The sequence below is a fragment of the Deinococcus arboris genome, assembly GCF_009755355.1.
Taxonomy (GTDB): Bacteria; Deinococcota; Deinococci; order Deinococcales; family Deinococcaceae; genus Deinococcus; species Deinococcus betulae.
In genome coordinates this window covers 25,639-48,565 of sequence record NZ_WQLB01000034.1, presented here as the reverse complement: position 1 = coordinate 48,565, position 22,927 = coordinate 25,639, and the positions used below count along the sequence as shown (strand labels likewise).

The 22,927-nt window shown below is 63.8% G+C and carries 35 protein-coding genes; 32 read left to right on the top strand and 3 right to left on the bottom strand.

All coding sequences use genetic code 11. The features are described 5' to 3' along the window. Both GO986_RS18845 and GO986_RS18840 read right to left on the bottom strand, forming a co-directional pair. A partial coding sequence (locus tag GO986_RS18845; RefSeq protein ID WP_232337896.1) for a hypothetical protein occupies positions 1–462 on the bottom strand: 462 nt, incomplete at its 3' end. 231 nt (positions 463–693) lie between these two features. Continuing rightward, the gene (locus GO986_RS18840) at positions 694–1,128 is read right to left on the bottom strand and encodes a hypothetical protein (protein ID WP_157460934.1); all 435 of its coding nucleotides are present in this window, start codon (positions 1,126–1,128) and stop codon (positions 694–696) included. Positions 1,129–1,401: 273 nt separating this feature from the next. On the opposite strand from GO986_RS18840, the gene GO986_RS18835 reads away from it, so the two are divergent. The 22 genes from GO986_RS18835 (at position 1,402) to GO986_RS18730 (ending at position 17,004) form a co-directional block, all read left to right on the top strand. Further along, positions 1,402–1,905, top strand: a complete 504-nt coding sequence (locus GO986_RS18835; protein ID WP_157460932.1) for a hypothetical protein — start codon at positions 1,402–1,404, stop codon at positions 1,903–1,905. 2 nt (positions 1,906–1,907) lie between these two features. Then, entirely contained in the window at positions 1,908–2,567 is a 660-nt protein-coding gene (locus GO986_RS18830; protein ID WP_157460930.1) for an ImmA/IrrE family metallo-endopeptidase, read from the top strand. A gap of 71 nt (positions 2,568–2,638) precedes the next feature. Beyond that, positions 2,639–2,902: a hypothetical protein gene (locus tag GO986_RS18825; RefSeq protein ID WP_157460928.1), complete on the top strand. Its 264-nt coding sequence runs from the start codon at positions 2,639–2,641 to the stop codon at positions 2,900–2,902. A 74-nt stretch (positions 2,903–2,976) separates the two neighbouring features. After that, positions 2,977–3,369 carry a hypothetical protein gene (locus tag GO986_RS18820; protein ID WP_157460926.1) on the top strand — a complete coding sequence of 131 codons (393 nt, stop codon included), beginning with the start codon at positions 2,977–2,979 and terminating at the stop codon, positions 3,367–3,369. A 698-nt stretch (positions 3,370–4,067) separates the two neighbouring features. Next, complete coding sequence (locus tag GO986_RS18815) at positions 4,068–5,669, top strand: hypothetical protein (RefSeq protein ID WP_157460924.1); 1,602 nt, start codon at positions 4,068–4,070, stop codon at positions 5,667–5,669. Between the two features lie 7 nt (positions 5,670–5,676). Continuing rightward, positions 5,677–6,186, top strand: a complete 510-nt coding sequence (locus tag GO986_RS18810) for a hypothetical protein (RefSeq protein ID WP_157460923.1) — start codon at positions 5,677–5,679, stop codon at positions 6,184–6,186. Positions 6,187–6,684: 498 nt separating this feature from the next. After that, positions 6,685–6,978, top strand: a complete 294-nt coding sequence (locus GO986_RS18805) for a hypothetical protein (protein WP_157460921.1) — start codon at positions 6,685–6,687, stop codon at positions 6,976–6,978. Next, positions 6,975–7,211: a hypothetical protein gene (locus GO986_RS18800; protein ID WP_198170823.1), complete on the top strand. Its 237-nt coding sequence runs from the start codon at positions 6,975–6,977 to the stop codon at positions 7,209–7,211. Before GO986_RS18805 ends, GO986_RS18800 begins: the two co-directional genes overlap by 4 nt. A gap of 217 nt (positions 7,212–7,428) precedes the next feature. Beyond that, on the top strand, positions 7,429–7,728 hold the full coding sequence (locus GO986_RS18795; protein WP_157460917.1) for a hypothetical protein: 300 nt from the start codon (positions 7,429–7,431) through the stop codon (positions 7,726–7,728). Next, positions 7,721–8,305, top strand: coding sequence for a RusA family crossover junction endodeoxyribonuclease (locus GO986_RS18790; RefSeq protein WP_232337895.1), 585 nt, complete (start codon positions 7,721–7,723; stop codon positions 8,303–8,305). Before GO986_RS18795 ends, GO986_RS18790 begins: the two co-directional genes overlap by 8 nt. Further along, on the top strand, positions 8,302–8,721 hold the full coding sequence (locus GO986_RS18785; protein ID WP_157460914.1) for a hypothetical protein: 420 nt from the start codon (positions 8,302–8,304) through the stop codon (positions 8,719–8,721). Before GO986_RS18790 ends, GO986_RS18785 begins: the two co-directional genes overlap by 4 nt. 53 nt (positions 8,722–8,774) lie before the next feature. Further along, a complete protein-coding gene (locus GO986_RS18780) occupies positions 8,775–9,215 on the top strand; it encodes a hypothetical protein (protein ID WP_157460913.1) in 441 nt (146 codons plus the stop codon). A gap of 470 nt (positions 9,216–9,685) precedes the next feature. Beyond that, complete coding sequence (locus GO986_RS18775) at positions 9,686–10,321, top strand: hypothetical protein (protein WP_157460911.1); 636 nt, start codon at positions 9,686–9,688, stop codon at positions 10,319–10,321. Positions 10,322–10,379: 58 nt separating this feature from the next. Continuing rightward, on the top strand, positions 10,380–10,583 hold the full coding sequence (locus GO986_RS18770) for a ubiquitination-like system serine protease family protein (protein WP_157460909.1): 204 nt from the start codon (positions 10,380–10,382) through the stop codon (positions 10,581–10,583). Between the two features lie 56 nt (positions 10,584–10,639). Then, positions 10,640–11,392 carry a hypothetical protein gene (locus tag GO986_RS18765; protein ID WP_157460907.1) on the top strand — a complete coding sequence of 251 codons (753 nt, stop codon included), beginning with the start codon at positions 10,640–10,642 and terminating at the stop codon, positions 11,390–11,392. A gap of 76 nt (positions 11,393–11,468) precedes the next feature. After that, entirely contained in the window at positions 11,469–12,896 is a 1,428-nt protein-coding gene (locus tag GO986_RS18760) for a DEAD/DEAH box helicase family protein (RefSeq protein ID WP_157460905.1), read from the top strand. 61 nt (positions 12,897–12,957) lie between these two features. Continuing rightward, on the top strand, positions 12,958–14,535 hold the full coding sequence (locus GO986_RS18755; RefSeq protein WP_157460902.1) for a hypothetical protein: 1,578 nt from the start codon (positions 12,958–12,960) through the stop codon (positions 14,533–14,535). Then, the gene (locus GO986_RS18750; RefSeq protein WP_157460900.1) at positions 14,532–14,837 is read left to right on the top strand and encodes a hypothetical protein; all 306 of its coding nucleotides are present in this window, start codon (positions 14,532–14,534) and stop codon (positions 14,835–14,837) included. The genes GO986_RS18755 and GO986_RS18750 overlap by 4 nt, the downstream gene beginning before the upstream one ends. 40 nt (positions 14,838–14,877) lie before the next feature. Then, positions 14,878–15,189, top strand: a complete 312-nt coding sequence (locus GO986_RS18745) for a DUF7352 domain-containing protein (protein WP_157460898.1) — start codon at positions 14,878–14,880, stop codon at positions 15,187–15,189. Next, on the top strand, positions 15,189–15,689 hold the full coding sequence (locus GO986_RS18740) for a hypothetical protein (protein ID WP_157460897.1): 501 nt from the start codon (positions 15,189–15,191) through the stop codon (positions 15,687–15,689). The genes GO986_RS18745 and GO986_RS18740 overlap by 1 nt, the downstream gene beginning before the upstream one ends. Before the next feature lie 49 nt (positions 15,690–15,738). After that, positions 15,739–16,518, top strand: coding sequence for a hypothetical protein (locus GO986_RS18735; protein WP_157460895.1), 780 nt, complete (start codon positions 15,739–15,741; stop codon positions 16,516–16,518). Between the two features lie 60 nt (positions 16,519–16,578). After that, on the top strand, positions 16,579–17,004 hold the full coding sequence (locus GO986_RS18730; protein WP_157460893.1) for a hypothetical protein: 426 nt from the start codon (positions 16,579–16,581) through the stop codon (positions 17,002–17,004). Between the two features lie 2 nt (positions 17,005–17,006). Here the strand turns inward: GO986_RS18730 and GO986_RS18725 are convergent, their stop codons facing one another. Beyond that, complete coding sequence (locus tag GO986_RS18725) at positions 17,007–17,339, bottom strand: hypothetical protein (RefSeq protein ID WP_198170821.1); 333 nt, start codon at positions 17,337–17,339, stop codon at positions 17,007–17,009. A 36-nt stretch (positions 17,340–17,375) separates the two neighbouring features. On the opposite strand from GO986_RS18725, the gene GO986_RS18720 reads away from it, so the two are divergent. The 10 genes from GO986_RS18720 to GO986_RS18675 all read left to right on the top strand — a co-directional run bounded on the left by GO986_RS18720 (position 17,376) and on the right by GO986_RS18675 (position 22,672). Further along, the gene (locus GO986_RS18720; protein ID WP_198170819.1) at positions 17,376–18,545 is read left to right on the top strand and encodes a major capsid protein; all 1,170 of its coding nucleotides are present in this window, start codon (positions 17,376–17,378) and stop codon (positions 18,543–18,545) included. 83 nt (positions 18,546–18,628) lie between these two features. After that, positions 18,629–19,339, top strand: a complete 711-nt coding sequence (locus GO986_RS18715; RefSeq protein ID WP_157460888.1) for a hypothetical protein — start codon at positions 18,629–18,631, stop codon at positions 19,337–19,339. 2 nt (positions 19,340–19,341) lie between these two features. Next, entirely contained in the window at positions 19,342–19,752 is a 411-nt protein-coding gene (locus GO986_RS18710; protein WP_157460886.1) for a hypothetical protein, read from the top strand. After that, positions 19,752–20,222: a hypothetical protein gene (locus GO986_RS18705; RefSeq protein WP_157460884.1), complete on the top strand. Its 471-nt coding sequence runs from the start codon at positions 19,752–19,754 to the stop codon at positions 20,220–20,222. The genes GO986_RS18710 and GO986_RS18705 overlap by 1 nt, the downstream gene beginning before the upstream one ends. Continuing rightward, entirely contained in the window at positions 20,219–20,650 is a 432-nt protein-coding gene (locus GO986_RS18700) for a hypothetical protein (protein ID WP_157460881.1), read from the top strand. Before GO986_RS18705 ends, GO986_RS18700 begins: the two co-directional genes overlap by 4 nt. 115 nt (positions 20,651–20,765) lie before the next feature. Further along, positions 20,766–20,987, top strand: coding sequence for a hypothetical protein (locus GO986_RS18695; RefSeq protein ID WP_157460880.1), 222 nt, complete (start codon positions 20,766–20,768; stop codon positions 20,985–20,987). Continuing rightward, on the top strand, positions 20,977–21,387 hold the full coding sequence (locus GO986_RS18690) for a hypothetical protein (RefSeq protein WP_157460878.1): 411 nt from the start codon (positions 20,977–20,979) through the stop codon (positions 21,385–21,387). The genes GO986_RS18695 and GO986_RS18690 overlap by 11 nt, the downstream gene beginning before the upstream one ends. An 8-nt stretch (positions 21,388–21,395) precedes the next feature. Further along, entirely contained in the window at positions 21,396–22,124 is a 729-nt protein-coding gene (locus tag GO986_RS18685; RefSeq protein ID WP_157460876.1) for a hypothetical protein, read from the top strand. After that, positions 22,124–22,381, top strand: coding sequence for a hypothetical protein (locus GO986_RS18680; protein ID WP_157460874.1), 258 nt, complete (start codon positions 22,124–22,126; stop codon positions 22,379–22,381). The genes GO986_RS18685 and GO986_RS18680 overlap by 1 nt, the downstream gene beginning before the upstream one ends. Positions 22,382–22,384: 3 nt before the next feature. Beyond that, complete coding sequence (locus GO986_RS18675) at positions 22,385–22,672, top strand: hypothetical protein (RefSeq protein ID WP_157460872.1); 288 nt, start codon at positions 22,385–22,387, stop codon at positions 22,670–22,672. Positions 22,673–22,927: the final 255 nt, after the last annotated feature.

Here is a 22,927-nt window from a genome sequence, read left to right as displayed (position 1 = left end):
GGGCGCCAAGGCCAGCGCGGGGCTGAATTCAAGGCTGAGCAGCGTGACGAAGCACAGCATTCCGCCGGCAAAGGCCAGGACTTCGGCGGCCGTGCGGCGGTACCGTTTGACCAGAGCCTTCAGCGTGTGTAGGAGAGGGCGCAGGATGAACGTGAGCAAGCGGCTTTGAGGGCGGACAGGGGCAGTGGTGGTCATTGACTTCCTCCGGCAGACAGCGCCGAGCGCGTAGGCGCTGTACACCGCGTCCTCTAGGGGATCGCGCTCCCGGCGACTTCCGCGGCCGGTGCTGTCGTAGATGTGGGCCCATTCCTCGAACGTGGGCGGGGGCGGGGGGGTACGAGAAGGGGGCGACCGGCGAATGCCAATCGCCCCAAGAACGACGTAGATGGTCAGCAGGCCCAGCAGGAGCACCGGCTGCATCTCAGGCGAGATCACCGCGCCGTCACCAGCTGCGCTGGCCACCAGGTCATGCGCGCGCCCCGATCTGGCAGTGCGGGCATCGGTCCCCGGTCACGTACTCGCCGCAGCAGCTGCACAGGCCGCTGGGGGCATCCAGGAAAGTGACCCTGCTGCGGCAGCCGTCTAAACGGTCAGCCCGCCGCAGCAGGCCGCGTGCGGTCTCCCGCAGAGCCTCTGCCGCCAACCCAGGTGTGAGGACGTGCAGGCTGGCAGGCACGAAGGTGCCTGTACGAGTCACGCCACGCCCTGTAGGGGCAATTGCTCCCCCTTTTCGTCGAAGAGGGTCTGTGCGAGTTGCAGGTCCCGGATCAGTTCAGCCCGGCGCCGCTTGTACGACTTGGCTGCATCCTTCTTCTTGCGTTCAAGCTTGCCGACCTGCAGAACGCCATCAATCACTTGAACCTTGAAGCCGATGTTTTTCAGCGTGTAGATCAGGCGGCTCCCGACCCGCCACGCTTCCTGACTCGACACGTCGGTCACGTTGCGGCCGTTGACCCAGGTGATCAGCTCGCCAAGCGCGCCGAATTTGGTGGCGCACACTGGGCCAACAGCACCGATGTGGGGCACGTCATAGCCCTGGCCAGAGGGCAACGGGGTGCCGCAGCAGGCGCACGTGTCGGCATCGACAAGCGGCAGGCTCAGGTTGCGTTTGGGGGTGCGCTTTGCCATTCTGGACTCCAGTGCCTGCCCCGCTGAATTTGCCGTGAGAAGCTCTGGGGCAGGTTCTGCTGTCCGATTTTTCTACCAACTACTATAAATCTGGTAGATACCGGGACCAGCTACCAGAATCCTAGTACATACCCTGTTTGTGGTCAATACTCACCGGGAACTTAGTAGCTAGTACCTTCGTAGCCATGTGCGATGACTTTGGCTTTCAACTCACATTGGACGGCTCCGCCCGTGTCTGCTAGGTACGGGCTAGCTCTTCAAGAAAGGCGTGAGGTGGTCGGGTACCGCACACAGAGTGACCTCGCCCGTGCTATCCGGGCGCTCGAACAGCAGGCCCGGCTGCCCGGCGACCTCAAAGCGTTTTCACAGCAGTGGCTCTCCACGCTTGAAGACGACCGCAGTGGGGAAACCATTGGCGGTGCACGACCACGCCAGATCCGGGCGCTCGCCTACATGCTGCGCTGGAGCGCAGATGAATTTGAGAACGCCGTGGGCATCCCGATCGGCAGCGTGCCTGAGTTTGATGCACCGCGGAGTCCCACGACCACGCCTGCCCTTGTCCCCAGTGCGTCGGCCGACGACGCGCCTGTAGAGATTCCGAATGCGCTCCTCGAGGCCGCACGTGAATTTGGGTCGAGACCTGAATTCGCAGGCCTGCGCGAACCTGCGTGGCAGAACTTCCTAGCACGCCTCCACCACCGCCGCACGCCCGTCACCGCCGCGGACTGGCTGGCCGTCTTCCTCGATCTTCGTGAACGCCTTGAGCCCCCGAGGTAAAAGTGGATCCGTACATCGCCAGGTACCTGAGAGACGTTGAAGCTTCCCACCTGGACGTCGCACTCCTCTCCGACATGGAGGCGCTGGCCACAGCTCTCGGCATTCCGCTGGAAGAGGGAAAACACAGCTTGACCCGCTCGGACGGCGTGATTCAGGTGCGGCACGATGCTGATCGCCGCACCCGGCGGGCAGACGTGGCCCACGAAATCGTCCATGTCCTGATGGACCGAGGCAAGCACACCCGGCGTTTTCGCAAATACCACGTTACAGCGCCAAATCTCGGCGCCCATATGGAGTTGCTGACAGAGCATGGGGCAGACCAGCTCCTGATGCCGGACGTCCTGGTCGAGGAAATCTTGGAGCACTGCGGGTACACTGCTTGGGGGGTGTACGAGCTGAGCCGCTTTGCGGACGTTGCGCCCGAGCAGGCGCTGCGCCGGCTGGTGTTCCTAGACACCTCTGCACGGGCTGCGGGCTTCGTAGCCGCCAATTCGCACGTTGTTCACGTTGAAGCAACGCAGTACTCCCCGGTTTGGTACGGGCAGCGTCTGCCCGAGCCAGATCTCGCTTATGACCGTGACGTGCTCACGCTGTTTCCCCTGCCAGAAAGGCAAGGACGACTGATCGGGCTCTTCAACTTTCACGACTGCGCCGCTGATTGACCCAGAGTCACATGAGGTTCTGGTAGACCATCACGTTTGACCACAAATCTGGTAGATACTATTCTTCTGGTATGGATAAGAAGGAAGATCTCGGGGATTACCTGACCAGAGAGCTGAACGCACGCAACCTCACGATCCAGGGTCTGGCGGCCCAGGCTGAAATGACCTACGAGGTGGTGCGCAGCGCTGTCCGTGGTCAGGCGGCGCCCAGCTGGGAAAACGTTAACCGCATGTTGCGCCCGCTGGGAGTTCGCCTGGCCATCGTGCCCCTTGACAGTGCCACTCAGCCGGTTGAGGCGACTGAGCGGGCCACCAGTAGCGCCGTCACCCATTAATTCCTGCTCTGCCCCGCCCCTGACCTCAGAGGCGGGGCGGTCGGCCATACCCCATGCCCCTACCGAGGTGCCTCATGCGCAAATTGCCCGTCCTGACCGTTTTGATCATCACCGGTGCTGCAGGCCTGCTGCTTCAACGCCTGCTCCGCCTGACCGCAGACCGCCAGTTGCTTGCGGCCGAGTTGCGTGACGAGCGGAGCGAACGCATTCTCGCCATGAGCACTCTCGACCAGGTGAGGGGCCAGGTGCAGGGACGGGCGCCTCGCCCCCCCTACTTCGTCTACCGTGCTGGCGCCGCCGCTGCCGTTGGGCCTTTCCAGAGCGCTATTGACGCAACGGTTGAGGCCGAGCACTCAGCCCGGATGTTTGCCGACACACCAGTTCACCTCCTGGCCAGTGTGGGCAACGTTCTAGCCACGTCGCCAGAGCCAGAATGGGAATGGACAGGCGGACGGCCTTGTGACTGAAGAGCCAGGCCCAGTTGGTGGGTTATCCGCCATACAGCCCCTTGACACGGTCACCCCTGCGCTCTTCTGCCCAGGAGAGGAAATCAAGCGCCTTCCAGCTCGGCCTCGAGCGCACCACCTCTACGGTATGGCCATCTCGGATGACTGGCTGACGTTTGAGGTCAAGCAAGGGGTGTACCACTGGTGCACCCGCCGACTCACTGGCGTTCACGAAGGCACGAAAAGTGCGTTGCAGCGGTGGATTGCAGAGCAACAAGGAGGGGCCAAAACGTGACAGCCCTTGCACCAAAAGTCACGCGCCATCAACAACAAGGCATGGCCTTGACCCATGACATTCGCGCACGCCACCCCTACGCATGTGACAACAGAGAGGTGAGACCTTACGGAAAAAACCCCCGTCATTGGAAAATCGACCGACTTGGCTCCCGCAGGAACCTGCCTTCACGTACACTAGATTTCGTTCCGATCGCGGACGTGAATCCCGCGAACTGGAACACCCCCCGCGGGTCGGCCTGCCAGGGCCAGTTCGCAGAGGGTGCACACAGAAATCTGATCGTGATCGTCGAGTGGAGTGAGTCCAAGTTACTCGCGCGTGGGGACGCGCGAAGGCGACGCCTCTGCCCATCTTACGGGGTGGGCAGGGTCCGGTCAACGCACCGGAGGGTTAACTGCACCCTGAAAATGCAGGTGAGGCACGTATGAGCAGTGAGCAGTCTGAGCGTGTAAACGGCTTCGTCGACTTCAACTCATTCCTTGCATGGGAAATGGCTTCCAGCGACACGATTGACCTCAAGAAGATCTATTGCGACGTCGCCGGCGGCCTGAACCCAGGCCTACTGCTGAGCCAACTGCTGTACTGGCGAATGCCCAGCCGGTATAACCCCACCAAATTGACTATCAACCGTGAGGGCCGCCGCTGGCTCGCCAAAGCCGACAAGGACTGGTACGCCGAGATCCGCTTGAGCAAAGAAGAGGCACTCACCGCGCGGCGCATCCTTGAGGCGCGCAACCTGATCACATGCAAGGTATGGAAGTACGCAGGGATCACCACCAACCACATCTCCATCAATGAGCCGGAATTCCTGGCAGCGCTGGCAGCCATGATCAACATTCCTGAGGAGGTCCGGAATGCCGGGCCTATGAACAAGGCCGTCCGCATTGGCGCAAAACGTCCCGGATCCCGCCCCCGTAAACCGACCAAGGAGCCCGCACTGGAGACTGGGGCTTCGGGCGACGAGACCTCCGGGGAACAAATCGGGAATACGGAAAAGTCGGATTCCCGAATACGGAAAAGTCGGATTCCCGAATACGGAAAAGTCGGATTCCCGAATATGGAAAATCCTAATTCGCGAATGCGGGAAAGTGGCATTCCATATACAGAGACCACTACACAGATCACTTCAGAGAACACGGCAGAGACTCCGTCAGAGAAAAACATCATCATCGTCTCTAACTCTGATCAGAGCAACGAGGCCTGGGATGATGATGATGCTCGCCTCTTTGAGGCAACAGCAACCCCCAGTGAATCTGACGACAGTTCAACTGAGTTGGAAGCTGAGGGCCCCTTTGTCACAGATCAGGACGGAACACGGCCACTAGGTGGCGAAGTTGTCACAGCCACCAGCACTGAACAGGTTCCGGCGGCGGCGGCCGCGGCGCCTGTGGAAACTGTGGATAACCGTTGGGCGGTTCAGCGCCTGCAGGCGATTGACCCAGAGGCTCTGGCAGCCCGGGCTGTGCGGGAGGCCACCACGCACACCGTGTTGCGCCGGGCCATGAGCTGCAGTGATGTGACCCGGCTCGGTCACATGCACGACCAGCTGGCGTTCGCTCTCGGCGCCACAGCCACCGGCCAGCCAATCACTCGGCAGCTGTACCTCCGCCTGACCGATCAAGAAATCGAGCAGGCAATTGTGGCAGCACGCCTCGACGCAACCCAGGGCGTCCAAGGTTTCAACAGCCTGGCCTATTTCGCTCTGGACGCCCTAGTGGGGTATCCGCCATCTCTGGAGACATTGACCAAGACCAAACGCCGCAGCAGCAGTGCTAGTCCAGGTACAGCGCTTGGCGCTGCATACGAGGTCAAAGGAGCGGCGGCGAAGGCTGTGGCCACACCGCACCCAGACGAACTGCCCGCTGGAGACTTCGCCCCAGGCCGTGTATGGCGCCGAAAAGCTGATGCTGCCGAGCTGACCTTCGTGAAACTCGATGGCATGAAAGCGCACATGTTGGGGTCGGACGGCATTCAGGTCATCACCATCGTGCAGCTCACCAGTCAGTGCACTGTGCTGCCTGCATGATGTGAGCATGACGGCCCGTGACGATGTGGACAATAGAGACGCCGGATCTCCGGCTGAGCCTGAATCGACTGATGAAGCCTTCGCATTGCCCGAGGACCTGGCGGCCTACGCAGAGGGCCTGCGCAAGGACAACGCTGCTACGCGGGACGAACTGGACAAGACTTTGATCACGTTGTCGACCGCCACTCTGGGCGTGGTGCTCACGCTGCGCCAGCAGATTGCGTCTGCGCCAGGAGCCGGGCCCATAGGGTTTAGCCCTCTGTTCTGGGGTGGTGCAGCCTTCCTCTTCGTGTGTATTGGCGCTGTATTGGTGAGCCACTTCGTTTCCATCTCCGTCAATGACCGGATTCTCACAGTCATCGGCAAGCTGACGAAGTGGGACGGTGAAGCCTATGAGGCTGTAAAGGACGCCCAGGAGAAGGTTCGGCATGTCAAGCGGTTGAACAAACTGTCGGCATTGGCCTTCCTAATCGGCCTCGGCTGCTCTGTCATTTACGTAATCTCAATCGCAAACTAGAATGCTGGTATGAGCAAGTCGGGCCCCAGTTACCCTTCACATCAACCAGAGCGGTCTGTCCCTGCACCGCAGATCGGCAAGGTGGCGCCACCCCCGCCGCCGCCGCCCCCACCGCCTCGGCAGAGGCAGTCATGAGCCCTTCGAAGCCAGATGTCCCTCCCCGTCCTGCTCCGCCAAGACCAGATGAGCAGAAGGGGAAGGTAGCGCCGCCCCCACCACCCCCCCCGCCCAGGCCGGCACGATAGGAGCTCTGCTATGACGACAAGGCGTTTAGAAGAAGGTCGGGTGGCACCCTTGCCTCCTAAGCCGCAGCCCCAGGCCGTTCGCCCCCTACCTCCTCCGCAGCCGCCTGCCCCCGCACCCATGCCTCAGGGCACGCCTTCTTCTCAGTGACCCTGTAAACCGCTTGAGAGAAGCAGTCCCTGACAGACACTGTCAGGAAAACTGGCTAACGTTTACGCTAGCGTTAGCGAACTATGAAACTGCTCCGGAGGTCATATGCCTGCGTCCACCCCTGACCTGCCTGCCCGGCTGCTCGGCCCGCATGTGCTTCTCGCCCATTGTGAATTGCCAGAGCAGCCGGACCTTCCGGTCATCTGCGAGGACCTTAGGCGTCGGGTGGCACAAAACCTTCCAGTGCACATCGACCATGCCACTGCCTCTGTGCAGCTGATCGTCGCATCTCCGGAGCAGGTTACTGAGCTGGTCCAGTACCTGAAGTACCTACAGGGTCTGCCGCGCCGCGCCCTCGATGAGCAGGAGCGCCGATTGCTGGACGTGTGGTGTCCATGATCAACCTGGCCGCACTGCTGCGCGAGTTGTACCCTATTCGGCCTCCTGGCCTGCACCTGGCCCAGCACACCCTCCGGCAGCAACTCGTTCATGGTCCCTGGCTGGACGCGCGCTTGCAGGTGGTTGGCCAGGAGATCAGCTACCTGAAATACGTTGCGGTCGTCAGGGTTATCCCTCAGCTGCTCTGGGCCACGCCTGCCCAGGAGCTTCCGGGATGGGTCACGGGTGACTGAATACCTCTCCCGCCGCGGCCGCCGTAAAGCCCGGAAGCTTCACAAGAAGCAGCGGAGTGAACAGCCCGCATCGTCGCCCGTGCTGCCCAGGCCTTCGTCCACACCTCCAGCTTCACCGCCGCCCGTGCGCCGCGTCAGCAAGCCGCCTCGCCGCCGGCGCCGAAGAAGTGCCCAGGCTGGCCCGCCTCCGCCGAAGGTGCGGGGCCTGACCAAGCTGGTGACCAGTATCAGCACGGCTTACTGGCTGCTGAGTGTCGCCAACGCCTCCGGCTGCACCGCAGAGCTGCTGCACCGCCGTGCACGGAAGCAGGGCAGTGGTTGGATTGCCGAGCAGCTGCTGGAGCGCACGCTGAGCGAACTGTGCCGGGCGCGCCTTCTGCGCCGAGAGGCTGGCATCACCTACACCTACTTCGTGCTGACAGCGGCCGGTGAGGATCTGCTTGATGACATGTGGGACCTTCGGTACACGCTGGTGTACACGGACCCAGAGGATGCCGACGGCTACACCCATGAATAACTGGGCTGCCCTCTTTTCGACCAAGGCGGCCGCGCGGCGGTACCTGGCCACCATTGCGGACCCGGCGCAGCGTGCGGCCGTCGCTGCCCAGCTCGACCTGGTGGACGACGTGCCCTTGCCGGTCACCACTTCACGTCCACCCACGAGCAACGCTCAGCACGCGCTTCCGCTCACCTCTGGCCCTGGTCTGCTCCTGACGCTGCCATACCCACCATCTGTGAACGCCATCTGGCGAGCGGTGGTCGTTCGAATCTGGAAGGGTGGTAATCATCATCATCGTGCCCGGATTCGACTCTCCTCGCGCGGGCGCGCCTACCGCCTGGCTGTGCTGCAGGCCTGCGCCAATCAGGGTCACCCCACTGCGCCCGCCGGGCGCCTTGCCGTCACTATTGAGATCCATGCCCCTGATCGCCGAATTCGGGACATTAGCAATGTTCCAAAAGCGGTCGAAGATGCGCTTACTCATGCACGTGTCTGGGCCGACGACAGCCTGATTGACGAGCTGCACCTGTACCGCCGCACTCAGCGTCCTGGCGGCGCCCTGATCGTGCACATTGAAGCCATGGTGCAACAGTGAGGCGCGCATTCTGGGCGTTGCCTGACGCCGAGATCTGGGCAGAGGCCGACGCCGCGTGGCTCCTTGAAGCCTTTCGGCAATCCGAACTTGCGGAAGCGCCGCGGGCGCACCTGCCAATCGGCTGTCCGCAGGAACTGGCCGATGCTATGGATGACCTGCTGCGGCGCTGGGCAGAAAAGGGTGTGCAGCGCGTTGGCCTGACCCTGCATGAAATGGATGCGTTGCACGCTGAACTGTGCGGCCGCCCGGCACCGGCCCAGGAACTGGCTGCCTCGCTTCGGCGCCTCCTGGCCCGGCCCGCCCGGCACAAGGAAAAGCCCCCTCCTTTCCAGGCGGCATTAAGCGCCAGCCGAACCGTGCGTGTCCCTCTCCCTATGCCGCCTCGCCGTCGGCAACACCGGAGGCAGCGCCGGTGACAGGCTCAACTGCCCACAAGCGGAACACGGGTCGCCGAGCTGGGCAGCGCGAAGTGCGTACCTACGCCGAGGAGCTGCTGCAGGCCCTACGCGCCTGGCAGACCCACACAGTGGATCTGGGACCCCTTCACGTCGGCAGTCCTCGCACGGCCCGTTTCCAGGTGATCGGCATCGGAGGTTGCAGTGCTCATGGTCACGGCGGTCTTCGGCGGACTCAGGTCGAATATATCCAGATGCCAGGTCCCCGGCAGTACACGACCGGCGAGGTGGTCAGCGTCATCCAGCGGCTTGGCGTCAACAAGGCCCACGCCTCTCAGGCCGCGCTGCTGGAGCGCATACGCGCAGGGCAAGGGCCGTCGACGCTGCTGAGGGAAAACGGCAATGGGTGGGCTGCACCGACCTCATGGTCAAAGGGCTATGCCCAGGCCCTCTTTTTGCTGGCCATTCAATTGGGCGACCCAGAAGCCGACTGCTGTCTCAGCCTCATACGTTAAAACGCAAACGTTAGCGCTTGCGGAAAGTGTGAAGACGGTCTACAGTTTCACTAGGCTGGTCAGCAGTGCCCCCGGAATCAACTCCGGGGGCCTTCTGTTGCTCGAGCCGGCGCCTGTGTCCACCAGGTGACCCCGCAGCAGGCCCACCGGGCTATGGCGAGACAGGGTGCAGGCCCCCTTTCTTGTGACTGCTGCAGGCGACGACCCCGCCGCAACCACGACGCTCGTGGCAGCAGCCTAACTGCGAATACAACTCGTCCCGCATCGTCCGTCGGTTGACAGCACGGAAAGACGGCAAGACCACATCGGCGTGCCCGTAAGGGCGTGGGGGAGAAACGCCACCTGGTGAGGATGGCCCCTGCCCGGTTCGATTCCGGGCCTCACCTCCAGACTCATGCCCCACGTGGTCATGAAGATTCGAGTGTGTCCATCAGGGCGCACTTTGTTCCTTTCCTCTCTCGGAGGCTCCTGTGGACGTCCTGACCGAACTTCTGAACCGCACACCCCTGAACGCGACTCAAGTGGTCATGTTCATCGACGGTGTTCCTGGCCTGATCACCAAGCTGGACCGCGCGATCGGGCTCGCTGAAGGCGGTTGCACGTCGGCCGAGCTGATCAGACAGCTCAATGAACCTCAGCCGCTGGACGCCTTCCGCACACCCGAAGACCTCTGTGCACACTTGGAGGCCTGCGACACCGCTTACAGCAGTTGGGACTATAAGGGCGTTTGTCCTATGCCCGATGACAGCGCTGTGCGTGAAGCGCTTGAGCGAGTGCACTGGCTCTACAACCACACACGCCGACAGGCGGTGTGGAATGAGGCCTACCAGGTTGGGCACAGCGACGGCCGTGGGCGGATTGCCCGCGAGTACGCCAATATCGCTCGCTGGTTGCACCCCATAGGCCCTCTCCCTTATCAGCTGGTGACTTACGGAACAGCTCAGCTGGAGCAGCTGGCCGCCACCTGGGAGGCAAGCGCGAGCCGGCGTGAGCAGCGCGCGGACAACGCTGCGCCGGACCGTGAAGAGCGGTGGCGTACAGGTGCCGACGTCTTTCGGCTCTGTGCTCAGGAACTGCGCCAGTGCGCCGCCAGCGGGACGCATTGACATGACAGTCCGGAGTAGCTCCCTGACAGCACAGCGGCGCGCGGACTGGAAGCCTGGCATGATTCGCCGCGATGACGAGACGGCCGGTCACCACTACGTCTGCCCCTGCGGCTGCCAGCGCCTTTATTACGCGCCGCACGCCGTTGTCTCTGGCAGTGTCGAAACAGGTGACCTGACCCTCACGCCCAGCCTCTGGCACAACGCTGTGGGGTGTTGCGGCTGGCACGGCTGGCTGCGCGACGGCGTCTTCGTGAGTGTCTGAGGCCCTGGCTCCGGCCTGCCGGCGTGGTCTCCCAAAGGAGGTGAACACGGAACCCTATGGATGATCCGAAACCATCAGAACCCTATGGATCTGGTCCCATCCCTGGGACGTGTGGCGCCCAGCTGCGGGGCAAGCCGGGCCAGTACTGCAAGAACCCGGCGGGCAAAGGCACCACCCACCTCGGCGAAGGCAAGTGCCGGATTCACGGCGGTGCCACACCGATCAAGCACGGCAGGTACAGCAGCATTCAGCGGCCGCGCCTGCAGGAGCTGATGGCAGAATTCGCCAAGGATGCAGATCCGCTCGACACCATGCCCGAGCTGCTGATCCTGCGCGCCCTGGTGACCGATTACATCGAGCGGTATGACGCGCTGACGGACGCCATCACTGCCTGGCATCTCAGTCATACCAGCGGGTATGACGAGGCCGTCAAGCTCTGGCGCGAGCAGTTGGCTGCCTACCTGGATGAAGTGAACTCCGGGTATCACGAGCCGGTTATGGGCCCGCCCCGCCCACCTATTCCCGAGGCCTTCGAAAACAAGCCCCGCCAAGCCCCCGACATCCTGTCTGTCGGCAAATTCATCCGCGACATCACCGGCATCGTCGAGCAGCTGCAGAAGCGGGACAGCGACCAGCGCATCACCCTGGTCGACCTGAACCGGATTCTTGAACAGCTGGGTGTCGAAACCGTGCACGCCGTAAAGGAGGTGATCCCCGATGACACAGACCTCTCGATCTGTACGCCGGCTGAATTACGCGCCCAACTTGTCGAAGTTACTGAGCGACGCTGGGGCACCATCCGTTACTGAGCCTGCACCGGTCGTCGTGCCTGCCCATTTGGTGGGATTGCGCCGCGCTGCCCAGCAGGTTGCCCCGCCTCCGCCCGTGCGCAAAGCTGTGAACGCCTTCGCCAAGTACCGCGATGACCCCGTCGGCTTCGCGCGGGACGTGCTGGGCATCACGGTCTGGGACGCCATGGAGCGCATCATGCTGGCCGTCCGGGACCACCGGAAGGTCGCGGTGCGCAGTGGCCACAAGATCTCCAAGTCCACGACGGCTGCCGTCATCGCGTTGTGGCGCTGCCTGTGCATCGAAGGCAGCCGTACGGTCGTCAGTGCCCCTACAGGCCGACAGGTGAAAATCATCATCTGGAAGGAGCTGACCAAGCGCCACCGGGAAGCTGGCTTGCCCGGCAAAGTGTTTGTGGATCCTGGCACCGGTTTCCGGTACCTCGACAGCGAAGTCTTCGGCTTCAGCACCGACGAGCCCGAGCAGATGGCCGGGGTCTCCGGCGCGGACCTGCTGTTCATCATCGACGAGGCCTCCGGCGTGGAAGAGAGCATCTTCGAGGCCATTGAGGGGAACATGGCCGGCGGCGCCAGCATCCTGCTGATCAGCAACCCGACCCAACTGGTGGGCACGTTCTACGACGCCTTCACCAGCAAGCGGCACCTGTGGCACACCATCCACATCAGCAGCGAGTCCACCCCCAACGTGCTCAGCAGGAAAATCATCATTCCCGGCCTGGCCACGTGCGAATGGGTGAACGAAAAGAAGCTGGAATGGGGCGAGGACAGTCCGCTGTTTCAGGTGCGCGTGCGTGGCAACTTTCCCACACAGGCTCAGAACACGGTTATCGGCCTGGGCCAGATTGAAGCGGCCCGCGCCCGCTACGACGCCGAGGAGGGTGACCTGACCGGCGCGTTCGACCTGGGCGTTGACGTCGGGCACTTCGGAGACGACCCGAGTGTGCTGCAGCCCGTGCTACGGGCGCGTCAGCGGGCGCTACCGCCTGTGGAATATGCCAAGCAGGACAACGTCGAAGTGGCCGGCCACGTCATGGACCTGGTGCAGCACCTCCGCGGGCAACTGGTCTACCCAGTCAGCGCGGGTACCGTGCGGGTCAAGGTTGACAACACCGGCAACGGCACGGGCGTGACCGACCACCTGCGGCACAGTGACCGGGCCAAAGCGCTTGGCATTGAGGTCTTCGGCATCATGGTCGGTGGCGGAGCCACCTCCGAGGGCTACACCAACCTGCGCTCGCAGCTGTGGTTTGCGTCTCGGGACTGGCTCAAAGAGGGTGGCCAACTGCCCCCGAACGGCAAGCAGGAAGGCGAAGCCGTTGCTGTGCGGTATTCCTTCGATACCCAGGGCCGGCAGAAGGTGGAAAAGAAGGAAGAAATCAAGAAACGCCTGGGCCGGTCCAGCAACCACTGGGATGCGCTGGCCCTCGCCATTTACACCGCGCCGCGCCGCAAGCCTGTTCAGGAGCAGCGCGGCGAACACGGCTGGTCCGGGTGGACCGGCTGATGCCTCCGCCATCCATTTGGACGTCCCCGAGCCGCTGTATTCATTCCCGAGGAGGTGAACCATGAAGTACCTGACCCTGAACCCGATAACCGCAGGCCTCACCGACCTGGTGGACGCTGCGAAGGTTGGCCTGGGGGCCGTCGCGCTGCAGGCGCGGCACATGTACAACGGCTACCACCTTGGGGAACCGGTGGGTGGCGGCGAGATGAACTTCGCGTACTGGCGCGGCCCGATGGTCCGTGTCCCTGATGAGGGCACCGAAACCGAGAAGAGGCGCGCCCTGAACGTGGTCAGCGAATTTCAGACCGCCCTGCGTCGCAGCTTTACCAGCACCAACGTCACGAAGGAGGTTGTGCGGCGCGACGTGACCAGCTCGTCTGCCCGCATGAGCTGGACCCTGATGCAGCCTGGCGTGACGCGCGCGCAGGACACAGACCGGACTGACCTAGAGCAGGAAGCCGACGCACTGGCCACCAGTTGGTGGTCTGCTGAGATTGAGAAAGCTATCCGCGCTGGTCTGACCTTCGCTCGGCGAGAAGGGCGCGGCGTGCTGCGCTTCCGGGTCGCCGGCGGCCTCCTCCAGTTGGGCGAGGACCAAGTACTGAGGGTGCGCGCCGGCTCGAAGCCAACGGACATTGCCCGCTACGTCCGCCTCGAATGCCTGACGACACCCGAGAACGCCCGCATCTGGGAGGATCCCGACACCCTGACCATGCGTGCGGTGTACACCTACCAGGACGCGCAGAAACGCGAGTGCGTGGAGGTCAGCGCGGTTGACGATCAGGACGGCCTGACGCACCTGCGCATCCTGCGCGGCAGCGACGACCAGGCGGCCAGCGCTGCCCTGGATCTGGGCGGCCACGTGCATTACCTGCAACTGGCGGCGGAGCCTCTCATCACGGCGCAGTTTCTACAGAACCAGATGGCCTACAACACCACCAGCACCATGATCCTGCGGAACACGGAACTGGCCGGCTTTCTGGAACGCTACGGCATCAACGTCGAGCCGCCCTACGAAGTGGTGGATGACCCGGACCGACCGGGGCAGACCAAGCGGGTCTACAAATCACCCCGGCTCGGCCCAGGCAGCATGACCCTCTGGCGGCAGTCCACCATCGCCAAGGCTGATGCGGAGGGCGAATATCAGGGTGACCAGCCTCTGGGTACGGCCCAGTACGGCCGCTTTGAGCCGGTCAGTCCACAGGCGCTGATCACAGCGGCCGAGCACAGCCAGCTGAACATGTACAGCGAGGTGGGACAGACCTTCGTGCTGATGGGTAAAGACGCGACGGTGAGCGGCCGCAGCCGGGAAGTGGCCATCGCGGACTTCGACACCATCCGTGAGGAGACCGTGCTGCTGGCCCAGGCCGCTGTACGTGGCGTCGTCACCACCTTCCTGGCTCTGGTGGCGGCCCTCTCCGGGCAGCCGCGACGCTACGCCCTGCTGGACGTGCAGGGCACGGTGCGCAGCCGCACGGTGCCGCCGAGTCCAGAAGATCGCCGTGCAGACCGTGAGGACGTGGCTGGGGGCGTCATCAGCAAGGCCACGGCCCGGCAGCGCCAGGGCCTTGATGACCCGGCCCAGGAAGATGCCCAGATCGAGCGGGAGAAGCCGCAGGAACGGGAGGCTCAGGTATGAAGAAGGTCCCGATCAAGTTGAAGGCCGGCGCGCTGGTGCTGGTGCGTTGGGAAGACAGCGCCACCGAAGTGGCCAGCACCAACTGGCTGGCCGCGAAGAAGCTCCGGGACGCACTGCGCTCGAACACCCCCGTCGCGCTGTGCTTCTCGTCTGGCTTCGTGGTGGCCACCAACCGGCGCTGCATCTCCCTGGCCCAGAGCGTGTCCGAAGGTGGCAGCGTCTGCCACGTCCTGCACATTCCCTGGTCCGCCGTGCGCTGGCTCAAGCACCTCAAAGAACCCAAGACCAGAGTGCGGCCGTGAGGCCGCGCTTCGCTTTGCCCAGGCCAGGAGGGCCCTGCTCATGACCCGCGACATCATCTTCAAGTACCCGCTGCAGCATGGCCCAGACGGCACGGTGCTGACGCTGCCCCATGGGGCACAGCCCGTGCACGCCGGCCTCCAACGCACCGGGCCGCAGTTATGGATCCGGCACGTCGACAGCCGCCAGGGCCCCACCGACGTGCGCACCTTCCGCATTGTGGCCACTGGTGAGGTCTTTCCTGTGGACGCCGGGCACATCGCCACTTACTTCTCCGGTGACTTGGTGTGGCACGTAATTGAACTGACCCGCCCGAAAGCACCGGCGCGGCCTTCGTCCGGGTGGCTGAGCTGATGCAGTTCAACCACCTTCCGCAGGAGACCCAGCTGGGCTGCCTGTACCTCAGCGTGCACGCCCTGACTGGGGACCCAACGCTGCTGGAGCATCTGCCTGACCCCAGTGTGCCCCGGTTCTACGTGCGCCTCGCCGAGCGGGGCCTGATGGCTTTCACCCTCTTCTGCGCGGATCCACCCCTGGCCGGCACCCCAGCCGAGTTCTGGACCCGCCTGCGTGAACGGTTCACGGCCGACAACGTCACGGGTGAGCGGCACGCCCCGCTGCTGGTCAGTATCCCTGGCGGCACGCCGGGCTGGCTGCACCAGGTGGCGCTGGCCATCCCTATTCAGCCGGACGAAGACATGGTGCACGTCAGTGACAGCAATTTCCCGACGCCTCTGGAATGCAACTGGACCGCGTTTCTGGGCAGCGAGTACGGCGAGGCCCACCGCGTGGAAATGCTGGCCCCGCTGGCCCTGGCGGCGTACCCGACGGGAGGGCTGATGCCTGAGCCCTGACCTCGCCTAGCCAGCCTGCCCCCACCGACCCACTCTCTGGAGGACCACCATGAAGAAGAACCTGCTTATCCTGACTGCCCTGCTGATCGCCAACGCCGCTGCTGTGCGTGGCGAGGGCGAAGATAATCCGGCTGGCGGTGGTAACGACGGCCGCATGACGGAAGCGGAATGGCAGGCGCGCAATGAAGCGTTGCACGCCAAATCAAGCCACGCCGATCTGATCAAGCGGGTCACGACACTGGAGCGCCAGAACGAAACGCTCAAGGCCAACCAGACTCCGAAGGACGGCCGTGTGCTGACGGCCGAGGAATCGAAGGCCTACGACGCTTACGTGGCCCTGGGCAAACCTGACGAGGTGAAGACCAAGTTGGATCAGGGGGTAAAAGACAGCACGGACCTGACCGACCTGCGGTTCAAGGACAGCCTCAACACCGCTGCCCGTGATTCGGGCTTCAAAGCCACGGTGTTGGGCGACCGCATCAAGGCTGATGGGTTGACGGTGCTGCCCAGCCGCGAGGTCGAGCGTGAAGGCAAGAAGGTGCAGGTGGCCTATGTGAAGGACGCCCAGGGCGCAGAGCACGAGCTGGGTGCCTATGCCAAGCAGCACTGGGATGACTACCTGTCAGCGCTGAATGCTGGTTCTGGTGGCAACACTGGGACCTCTTACGCACGCCAGGACGCGAGCGGCGGGTCTAGCGGCGGCGGTGCTGGAGGCTCCAGCAGCGGCAGCGGTAATTCAAATCAGGGAGGTGGTAGCTGGCTTCAGGAACTGATCAAACCCAAGGAAGGAAGTGGCTACGTCGATCCGCTGCAGCCTGGCAGCAAGTAAGCCCAGCCGCCGTTCGCCAAGCCCATTCACCCCGCGCTTTTGCGGAAAGGACACCTCCACATGAACAAATCTCTGCTCCTGACGGCGCTGCTCTTCGGCAGCGCCGTCGCCATTCGTGGTGAAAAACGTAGCCTTTCGACCCCGGTCTGGATTGCCGATTATCACTCGCTGGATTTCCACGGCGCCGGCGCGCCCATGAACTGGGCCGCCTGGACCGACGCCAAGTACGGCGTGGCCGGCCGACGCCTGATTCCCAGCGGCACCGCCATCAGCCTGGCCAGCGGCAAGATCGTGCCGGCTGATGGGACCACTGAGACCTTCTTGCTGCTCACCGATGCCCGTGAGGACTCGACCACCGACAGCATCAGTGGCTACGGCGTCGTGGTGCGCGGCAACGTGTATGAAGGTCTGCTGCCAGACAGCAGCGGCAGCCTGGCCGTGTTGGCCACGGCGGTGCGCAACAAGGCCAGGTTCTACTTCCAGTAGCGCTAGGCTTCCGCCTCCGCCAAAGAAGTGAAGCGCTGATCGGGCCCCTGCACCTCCATGTCCAGGTCCACCCCGTCGATCGTGTAACGACGACGACGTGGCTGACCTCTGGAAATGCTCAGGCGAATCACCCCGTCCTGGCGCTCTCCGTCCAGTGTGAATGGCCCCACGTACCGCAAGAAGGCCTTGAACACCAGAAAGGGCGAAGTGAAGAACAGTGTGGCCTCACCTGTCAGCCCTCGCCCGGTGTTGCGCAACTGCGCCAGGCCTTCGCCTCGGTAGGTCATCGGCAATCCACCTGGGCCATTCACAACCACCAGCGCTTCATTCTTCATTCCTCCAGATTGCCACTAAGGAGTTCCATGAACCACATGCTCAAGACCGCTCTCGGCATTCGCTCTCTGGCTGCTGTGCTGCTGGCCGGGGCGTTCGGCCCCCGCGGCGACGCTCTGACCGTCAACGCCATCCTGAACACCCTCACGCCTAACGACTTCTTCACCCTGGCCAACCAGCCGGTCCCGGAGAACGAATACGCTCTGCTGGCCGTCCTGCCTGAGGAGCTGCGAACCAGCTACGAGGCCAAAAGCGGCAGCCTGAAGGTCATCACCACGCCGGCCGGCGAGACCGGCATGGACAGCCCCTACTCGCAGGTGGGCGGCATTGAAGTGGATGCCTTCAGCAAGCCCATCGCGAAGTGGACAGCGGAAACCACCATGACTGAGGCGCAGCAGCGTGAGCTGCAGGCGATGGTCCTCAACATCCGCGGCGGTGCGATCACCGGCAACGGACTCGAGTACATCCGCAACTTCGTGGTGAACTGGCTTCAGAAGATCATCCGTCAGGCGTTCACCGACCGCTACGAGCTGATGAGGGGCGAAACCCTGACCACGGGTCAGCTCATGCTGCGGGGCGGCACCATCGACTTCTCGGTGCCGAGTGCGAACAAGTTCGCTACCCGCACAGGGAATGATGCGTACGGTGGTTCGAACAGCATGTTCTGGCGTGACATGCGGGCGGCCGACGCGATTGTGGGCGTCACCCGCACCCGAGTCATGAGCATGAACACGCTGCACCAGATCCTCGACAGCACGGTCAGCCCGGTGGCCGTGACCAGTGAGACGACCAGCGCCGGTGGCAACATCAAGATCGTGACCATGCGCCGCCTGATTGGGGCGAATCAGACCTTGAGCACCGACCAGCGTGACGGGTACACCCTCGTGGGCTACCGCCGCACTGTGAAGATCAAAGTGGGCAAAAACTATGCCGATCAGCAAGTCCTGCCGGACGGCAAGATCGCCGTGGTGGGCGGCAACGACGTGAGCCTGACCATGACGGACGGCACGGTCGTGGTGCGCCCTGGCCTGGGCCGCACGCACATCGGTCCTACGGTGGAAGGTGATGGCCGCCCAGGTATATGGCTCAGCGCACACACGCCTGAGAACCGGCCCATGCACGCGATTGCGCAAGGAGCCAGCAACGGCCTGACCATTTTGGACGCCCCTGAACGGCTGGTGATCCTGACCACGGCCATGCAGCCGTGACCCTGACAGCGCCGCTGAGTGGGTGATCTGGAGACAGGTCACCCGCTCTCTTTCCTCATCTCACCCACGTCCACGAGGTCTCCATGAAAACAGTCAAAGTGCAGAAGATGCCGCAGACCATCCACTTCGGCGGCAAAACATACGGCCCCAGTGAAACGCCGATCGACGTACCAGAAGATCTGGCCAGGGCATTAGGTCTACCCTTGGAAGAGGGCGCCACCTTTACTGAGGCAGACGACTTCGAAGGCCTGCGCGACGAGTTGGCGGCGTCGCGCCGTCTGGCTGGACAATACGAGCAGAACCTCACGAGTCTGCTGAACCTGCTGACGCCCGAGCGGCAGGGTGAGGAACTGCCGGACCAGGTGCTCGAACGCATCTTGCGGGAACGTGAGGAAGACAGCTCCCTGCACGAGAAGTCGTTCACGGAAACCGGTCTGCAACTGCTGCGGCCGCTGGCTGTGGGGCACGAAACCATGGAAGACACGCTGCGCCGCGTGGTGCAGCACCTTCCAAAGGTCCGCGCAGAGCTGGCCAATGTGCAGTCCGACCTCAACATCCGGACCAATGAGCGGGACGCGGCGCAGGCCGATGTCGTGACCCGCACAGCGGAACGGGACACAGCGCTGGCCGACGTTGCGACCCTGACCCAAGAGCGCGATGAGGCGCGGGCCAAAGCGCTGCCGGCTGATGCACTGGAGCGCCTGAAGGGTGCGGACGGCATTGGGGACAAGCTGGCCCAGAAGGCGCTGGACAGTTTGACCCGGCCGGCTGAGTCTCACCCAGCTGGAAGCTGACCGTGGCCCCGCTGACCACTGATCAGCTGGACCGGGTGCGCTTCTTCGTGCAGGACGATGCCTGGACCGCCTGGGAAGAGCTGCTGTCCGACAGCGAACGCACCATTGCGCTCGAACAGGCTCTGGCGGCGTACCGGGACCTGCGCCTGGTTGCTGCGTATGTGCTGGAACGTGTGGCGGCCCAGGCCCGTCACGACGCGGCGCAGGCCACTGAGGTGGGGGCAGCGGTCAGCGCGTTCAAGGTGGGCAAGATCGAGGCGAAGCTAGATGGGGCAGCTGCTGGAGAAGAGGACCGCGTACTGGCCGCTACGTGGCTGGCGCGTGCCCGGACACTTCAGCGCGGCGTCCAGAGTGAGGCTCGGGCCCGGGCGCAGGGCAGCAGCGTGTCACTCGACATTGACGTGAGGCTCTGATGCTCACAACGGCACAGATTCAGGGGATGGGGCGGCCTCTCCTGGACAAGCTCTTCGCCGCGCTTGGGCAGACGGTGACGGTGTACCGGGCGCAGGTTCCGGCCACTGCACCTGGTGCCCAGCCCCCACCTGAATACGACGAGCGCGGCGAACTGGTGACGCCTGCACCAGCTGATCCCACCCCCACGACGCCGGGGGCCGGGGTGTCGCTCGGCGACTTTCCGTGCATGGCCGCGCAGCTGGACGCCAAAGACAAGGCGGATTTGGGGGGTGAGATCGCTGTGCCCCTCTGGGAGGTGTACGTGCACTGGAGCGCCCCACTGGATGAGCCCGGCCTGCACCTGGTCGTGACCGGCGGCGAAGTGCCGGAGCCGCTGCACCTGACGCCGATCGGCGACGTGGTGGATGAAACCACGCAGCGGGTGGTCTGGGTGCTGACCGCCCGTGCCACCCAGGGGCGGAGTGCATGAGTGCCACCTTGCGCCTGCACCCCGATGCCGAGGAGCGGCTTCGCCAGTACTTGCAACCAGCACTGGAGGTGGTGGCGGACACGACGCTGCGGTTCCTGCAGGAGAAGCTCAATCAGCCCGGTACCGGCATCCACCACCCGGGCCTGCCGAATCCCAGCAGCAATCCCGGCGAGTACCCGGCCAAGCAATCTGGCGCCCTGCTGGCGTGCTTGGGGAAGGCGAAGTTGGGCGATGGCTCCTGGGTGGTGGGCGCCCTGAACAGCGTGTCGCCGGTGCCGCCAGAGGCCTGGGCACTTGAATTTCCGCAGCCACCGAACTCGCCGGTCAGCCGCTCGACGGGCTACGGCGCCCGGCCCTGGCTGTCCAAGGCCTTGGGCGATTCGGAGTTGCAGGCCCAGCTGCGCGCGGCACTGAACGCGCTGAGGTGACCAATGATTCGACCGCCCGCCCGGGCCCGGAGCCCCTGCGCCCGCCCGCTCGCTGGAGGTGACCTTGCCTCCAAGTGGCCTGTGCCGCCTCGCCCCAAAAATCTACGTTCAGGAGGTGATTTCTCTGACCGCCCCGAAAATCCAGGCCGCCTGCACAGCAGGGCCACCCCTTCCGGATCCGCACAAGGCCCACGTCTTCTTCCAGGACCTCGCCGCGCTGGCCACCCAGCATGGCTTCATCCTGGGCCGTGCCACCTGGGAGACCCCAGAGCGCGCCGTGCCTCACTTCCAGGTCCAGATCATTGCGCCGGCAACGGAGTTCCCGGATGACTCTTGACCAACTGCTGGATGACTTCGGGGTGGTCCTGGCCCGTGATGAAGCTGCTCAGGTGGTCAGTCACATGGTTCCGAACCCACTGCCACCTACCGGCACCATCTACGCCGTGACCAGCGAGACCGAAGGCAGTCCAGTCCAAGGCCACGGCTTTCAAGAGCGGCAACGCCTGGTGCTCGTGATGCTCTACGGCGCCGCGCCGACGGCTGCCGGCAAGCGCACGCTGGACCTCCTGCTGGCTCACCTGAAAGCCCGTGCCAAAGAGATCGACCGGCACCCCACCCTTCGCCTGCGGCAAGGCGGCGCCTCACCGGCCGACACCATGCCCACCCGTTACGACTCCGCTACGCGCACCCACTACGCGGGCCAGCGCTTCGCCCTCACGTACCTGCACCGCACCTAGGAGTCTTCATGGACACCACGAAACTGCCGACCACCCTGCCCTCCGAAACCACACCCAAGACGTACAGCGCCAACAAGCTGCGCACCTTCATCGTGAGTGCCCAGGCCACCACGCTGATCGTGAACGGGACCATCACGAACACGGCGGTCGTCAATGCGAACGCCACCACCGCCCTGCTGTCCGCCGATGTGAACAGCTTCGTACCCACCGGCACCACTCTGCTCTTTGGGACCATCCCCGTCATCACGACGGCCGACGTGACTATCGGTACGGGCGCCACCACCGTCAACATTCAGGCGGCCCCAGCTGGTGGGTTGGCCGCGAATGCCACGGCGACCTACAGCAATCTGCTGGAGATTCCGACCCCGGAAGAAGTGAGCCCCACGCTGACCGCCGACGAGGAGACGATCAAGGTGCACGGCCGGACCACGCCGATTCGGAGCGTGAACGGCATCGACATGACCGCCAACATCCGCACCCTGGCGGCCATTGATGATCCGGTCGTCAGGCGCCTGGTGGGCAAAGGCATGAGCCTGAGCCCGAACAACCGGGAGCGCCTCCTGTGGCTGTATGACGACGGCTTCGCGCTGATGGGCACGGTGAACATCGGGGCGCCGAACCGGCAAGCCGCGCCGGGGGGCACGCAGCGCTGCATGTTCACGGCGAACCTGAGTGGTGGGCTGCACTGGGCCAACCTGAACGACACCACGCCCGTCTGGAAAGCCGTTAACGCCTGATGCCGTTCTGGCAGGCGGCCCTCCTGACCTACAGCGTGGTGGCTCTGGCCTACGGGCTGTGGCTGGGCCGCCTGCTGGTGTCCTCGACCGGCCAGCGCGGCCTGCGCTTGGCCCAGCACCGTTCACGGCGCGCCAAGGTGATCTATTCACCGTGGCGGCTGTGGGTGGTGGCTTTCGCGCTGGGCGTCCAGTGGCCCGCGCTGCTGGGCTCTGCTTTATGGCGCGCCCTTCAGCAGCACGGCGCTAGGCGGAGGTGAGTCATGCACGAACCACTGATCGTTCTCGGCGAGCGCGGCCGTCGACCGCAGCTGAGTTTGCTGGGCTGCACCGTGCACGCGGACCGCATTGAAGCCCAGGGCTACATCCTGCATGCGCCCCTGAAGCGTGGAAAGACACTGGCCAGGATGCGGAAGGTCGCGCACGGGTGGGAGGTGTTGCGGGGCGCTTTGCAAGCCCGCGCGCCCCGCCTGATGCCGCCAGAAGAGCAGCAAGGTGTCGTCAGCCTGCACGCCGGGCTGACTCTCCCCATCACCCGCAAAGGACGCTAATGGATTTCGAAGAATTGCAGCTTCGCCACAACGAGAGAAGCGCCGCCCCAGAGGCGGCTTTGGGGGAACCCAACCCAGAGTACTCAGATGCCTTCGGGCCGCTCTTGGTGCCTTATTTGGCCCCGAGCTGGCGAGAAATCGCCGTCGTGGGGCATCTCCATAAGATGGATTTACAGGCGCAAGCCCACGCTATTTACGGCTTGGTGCAGCGCCGATTACCGGACCTGACGCAGGACGAGTTTAGGGACCTGACCA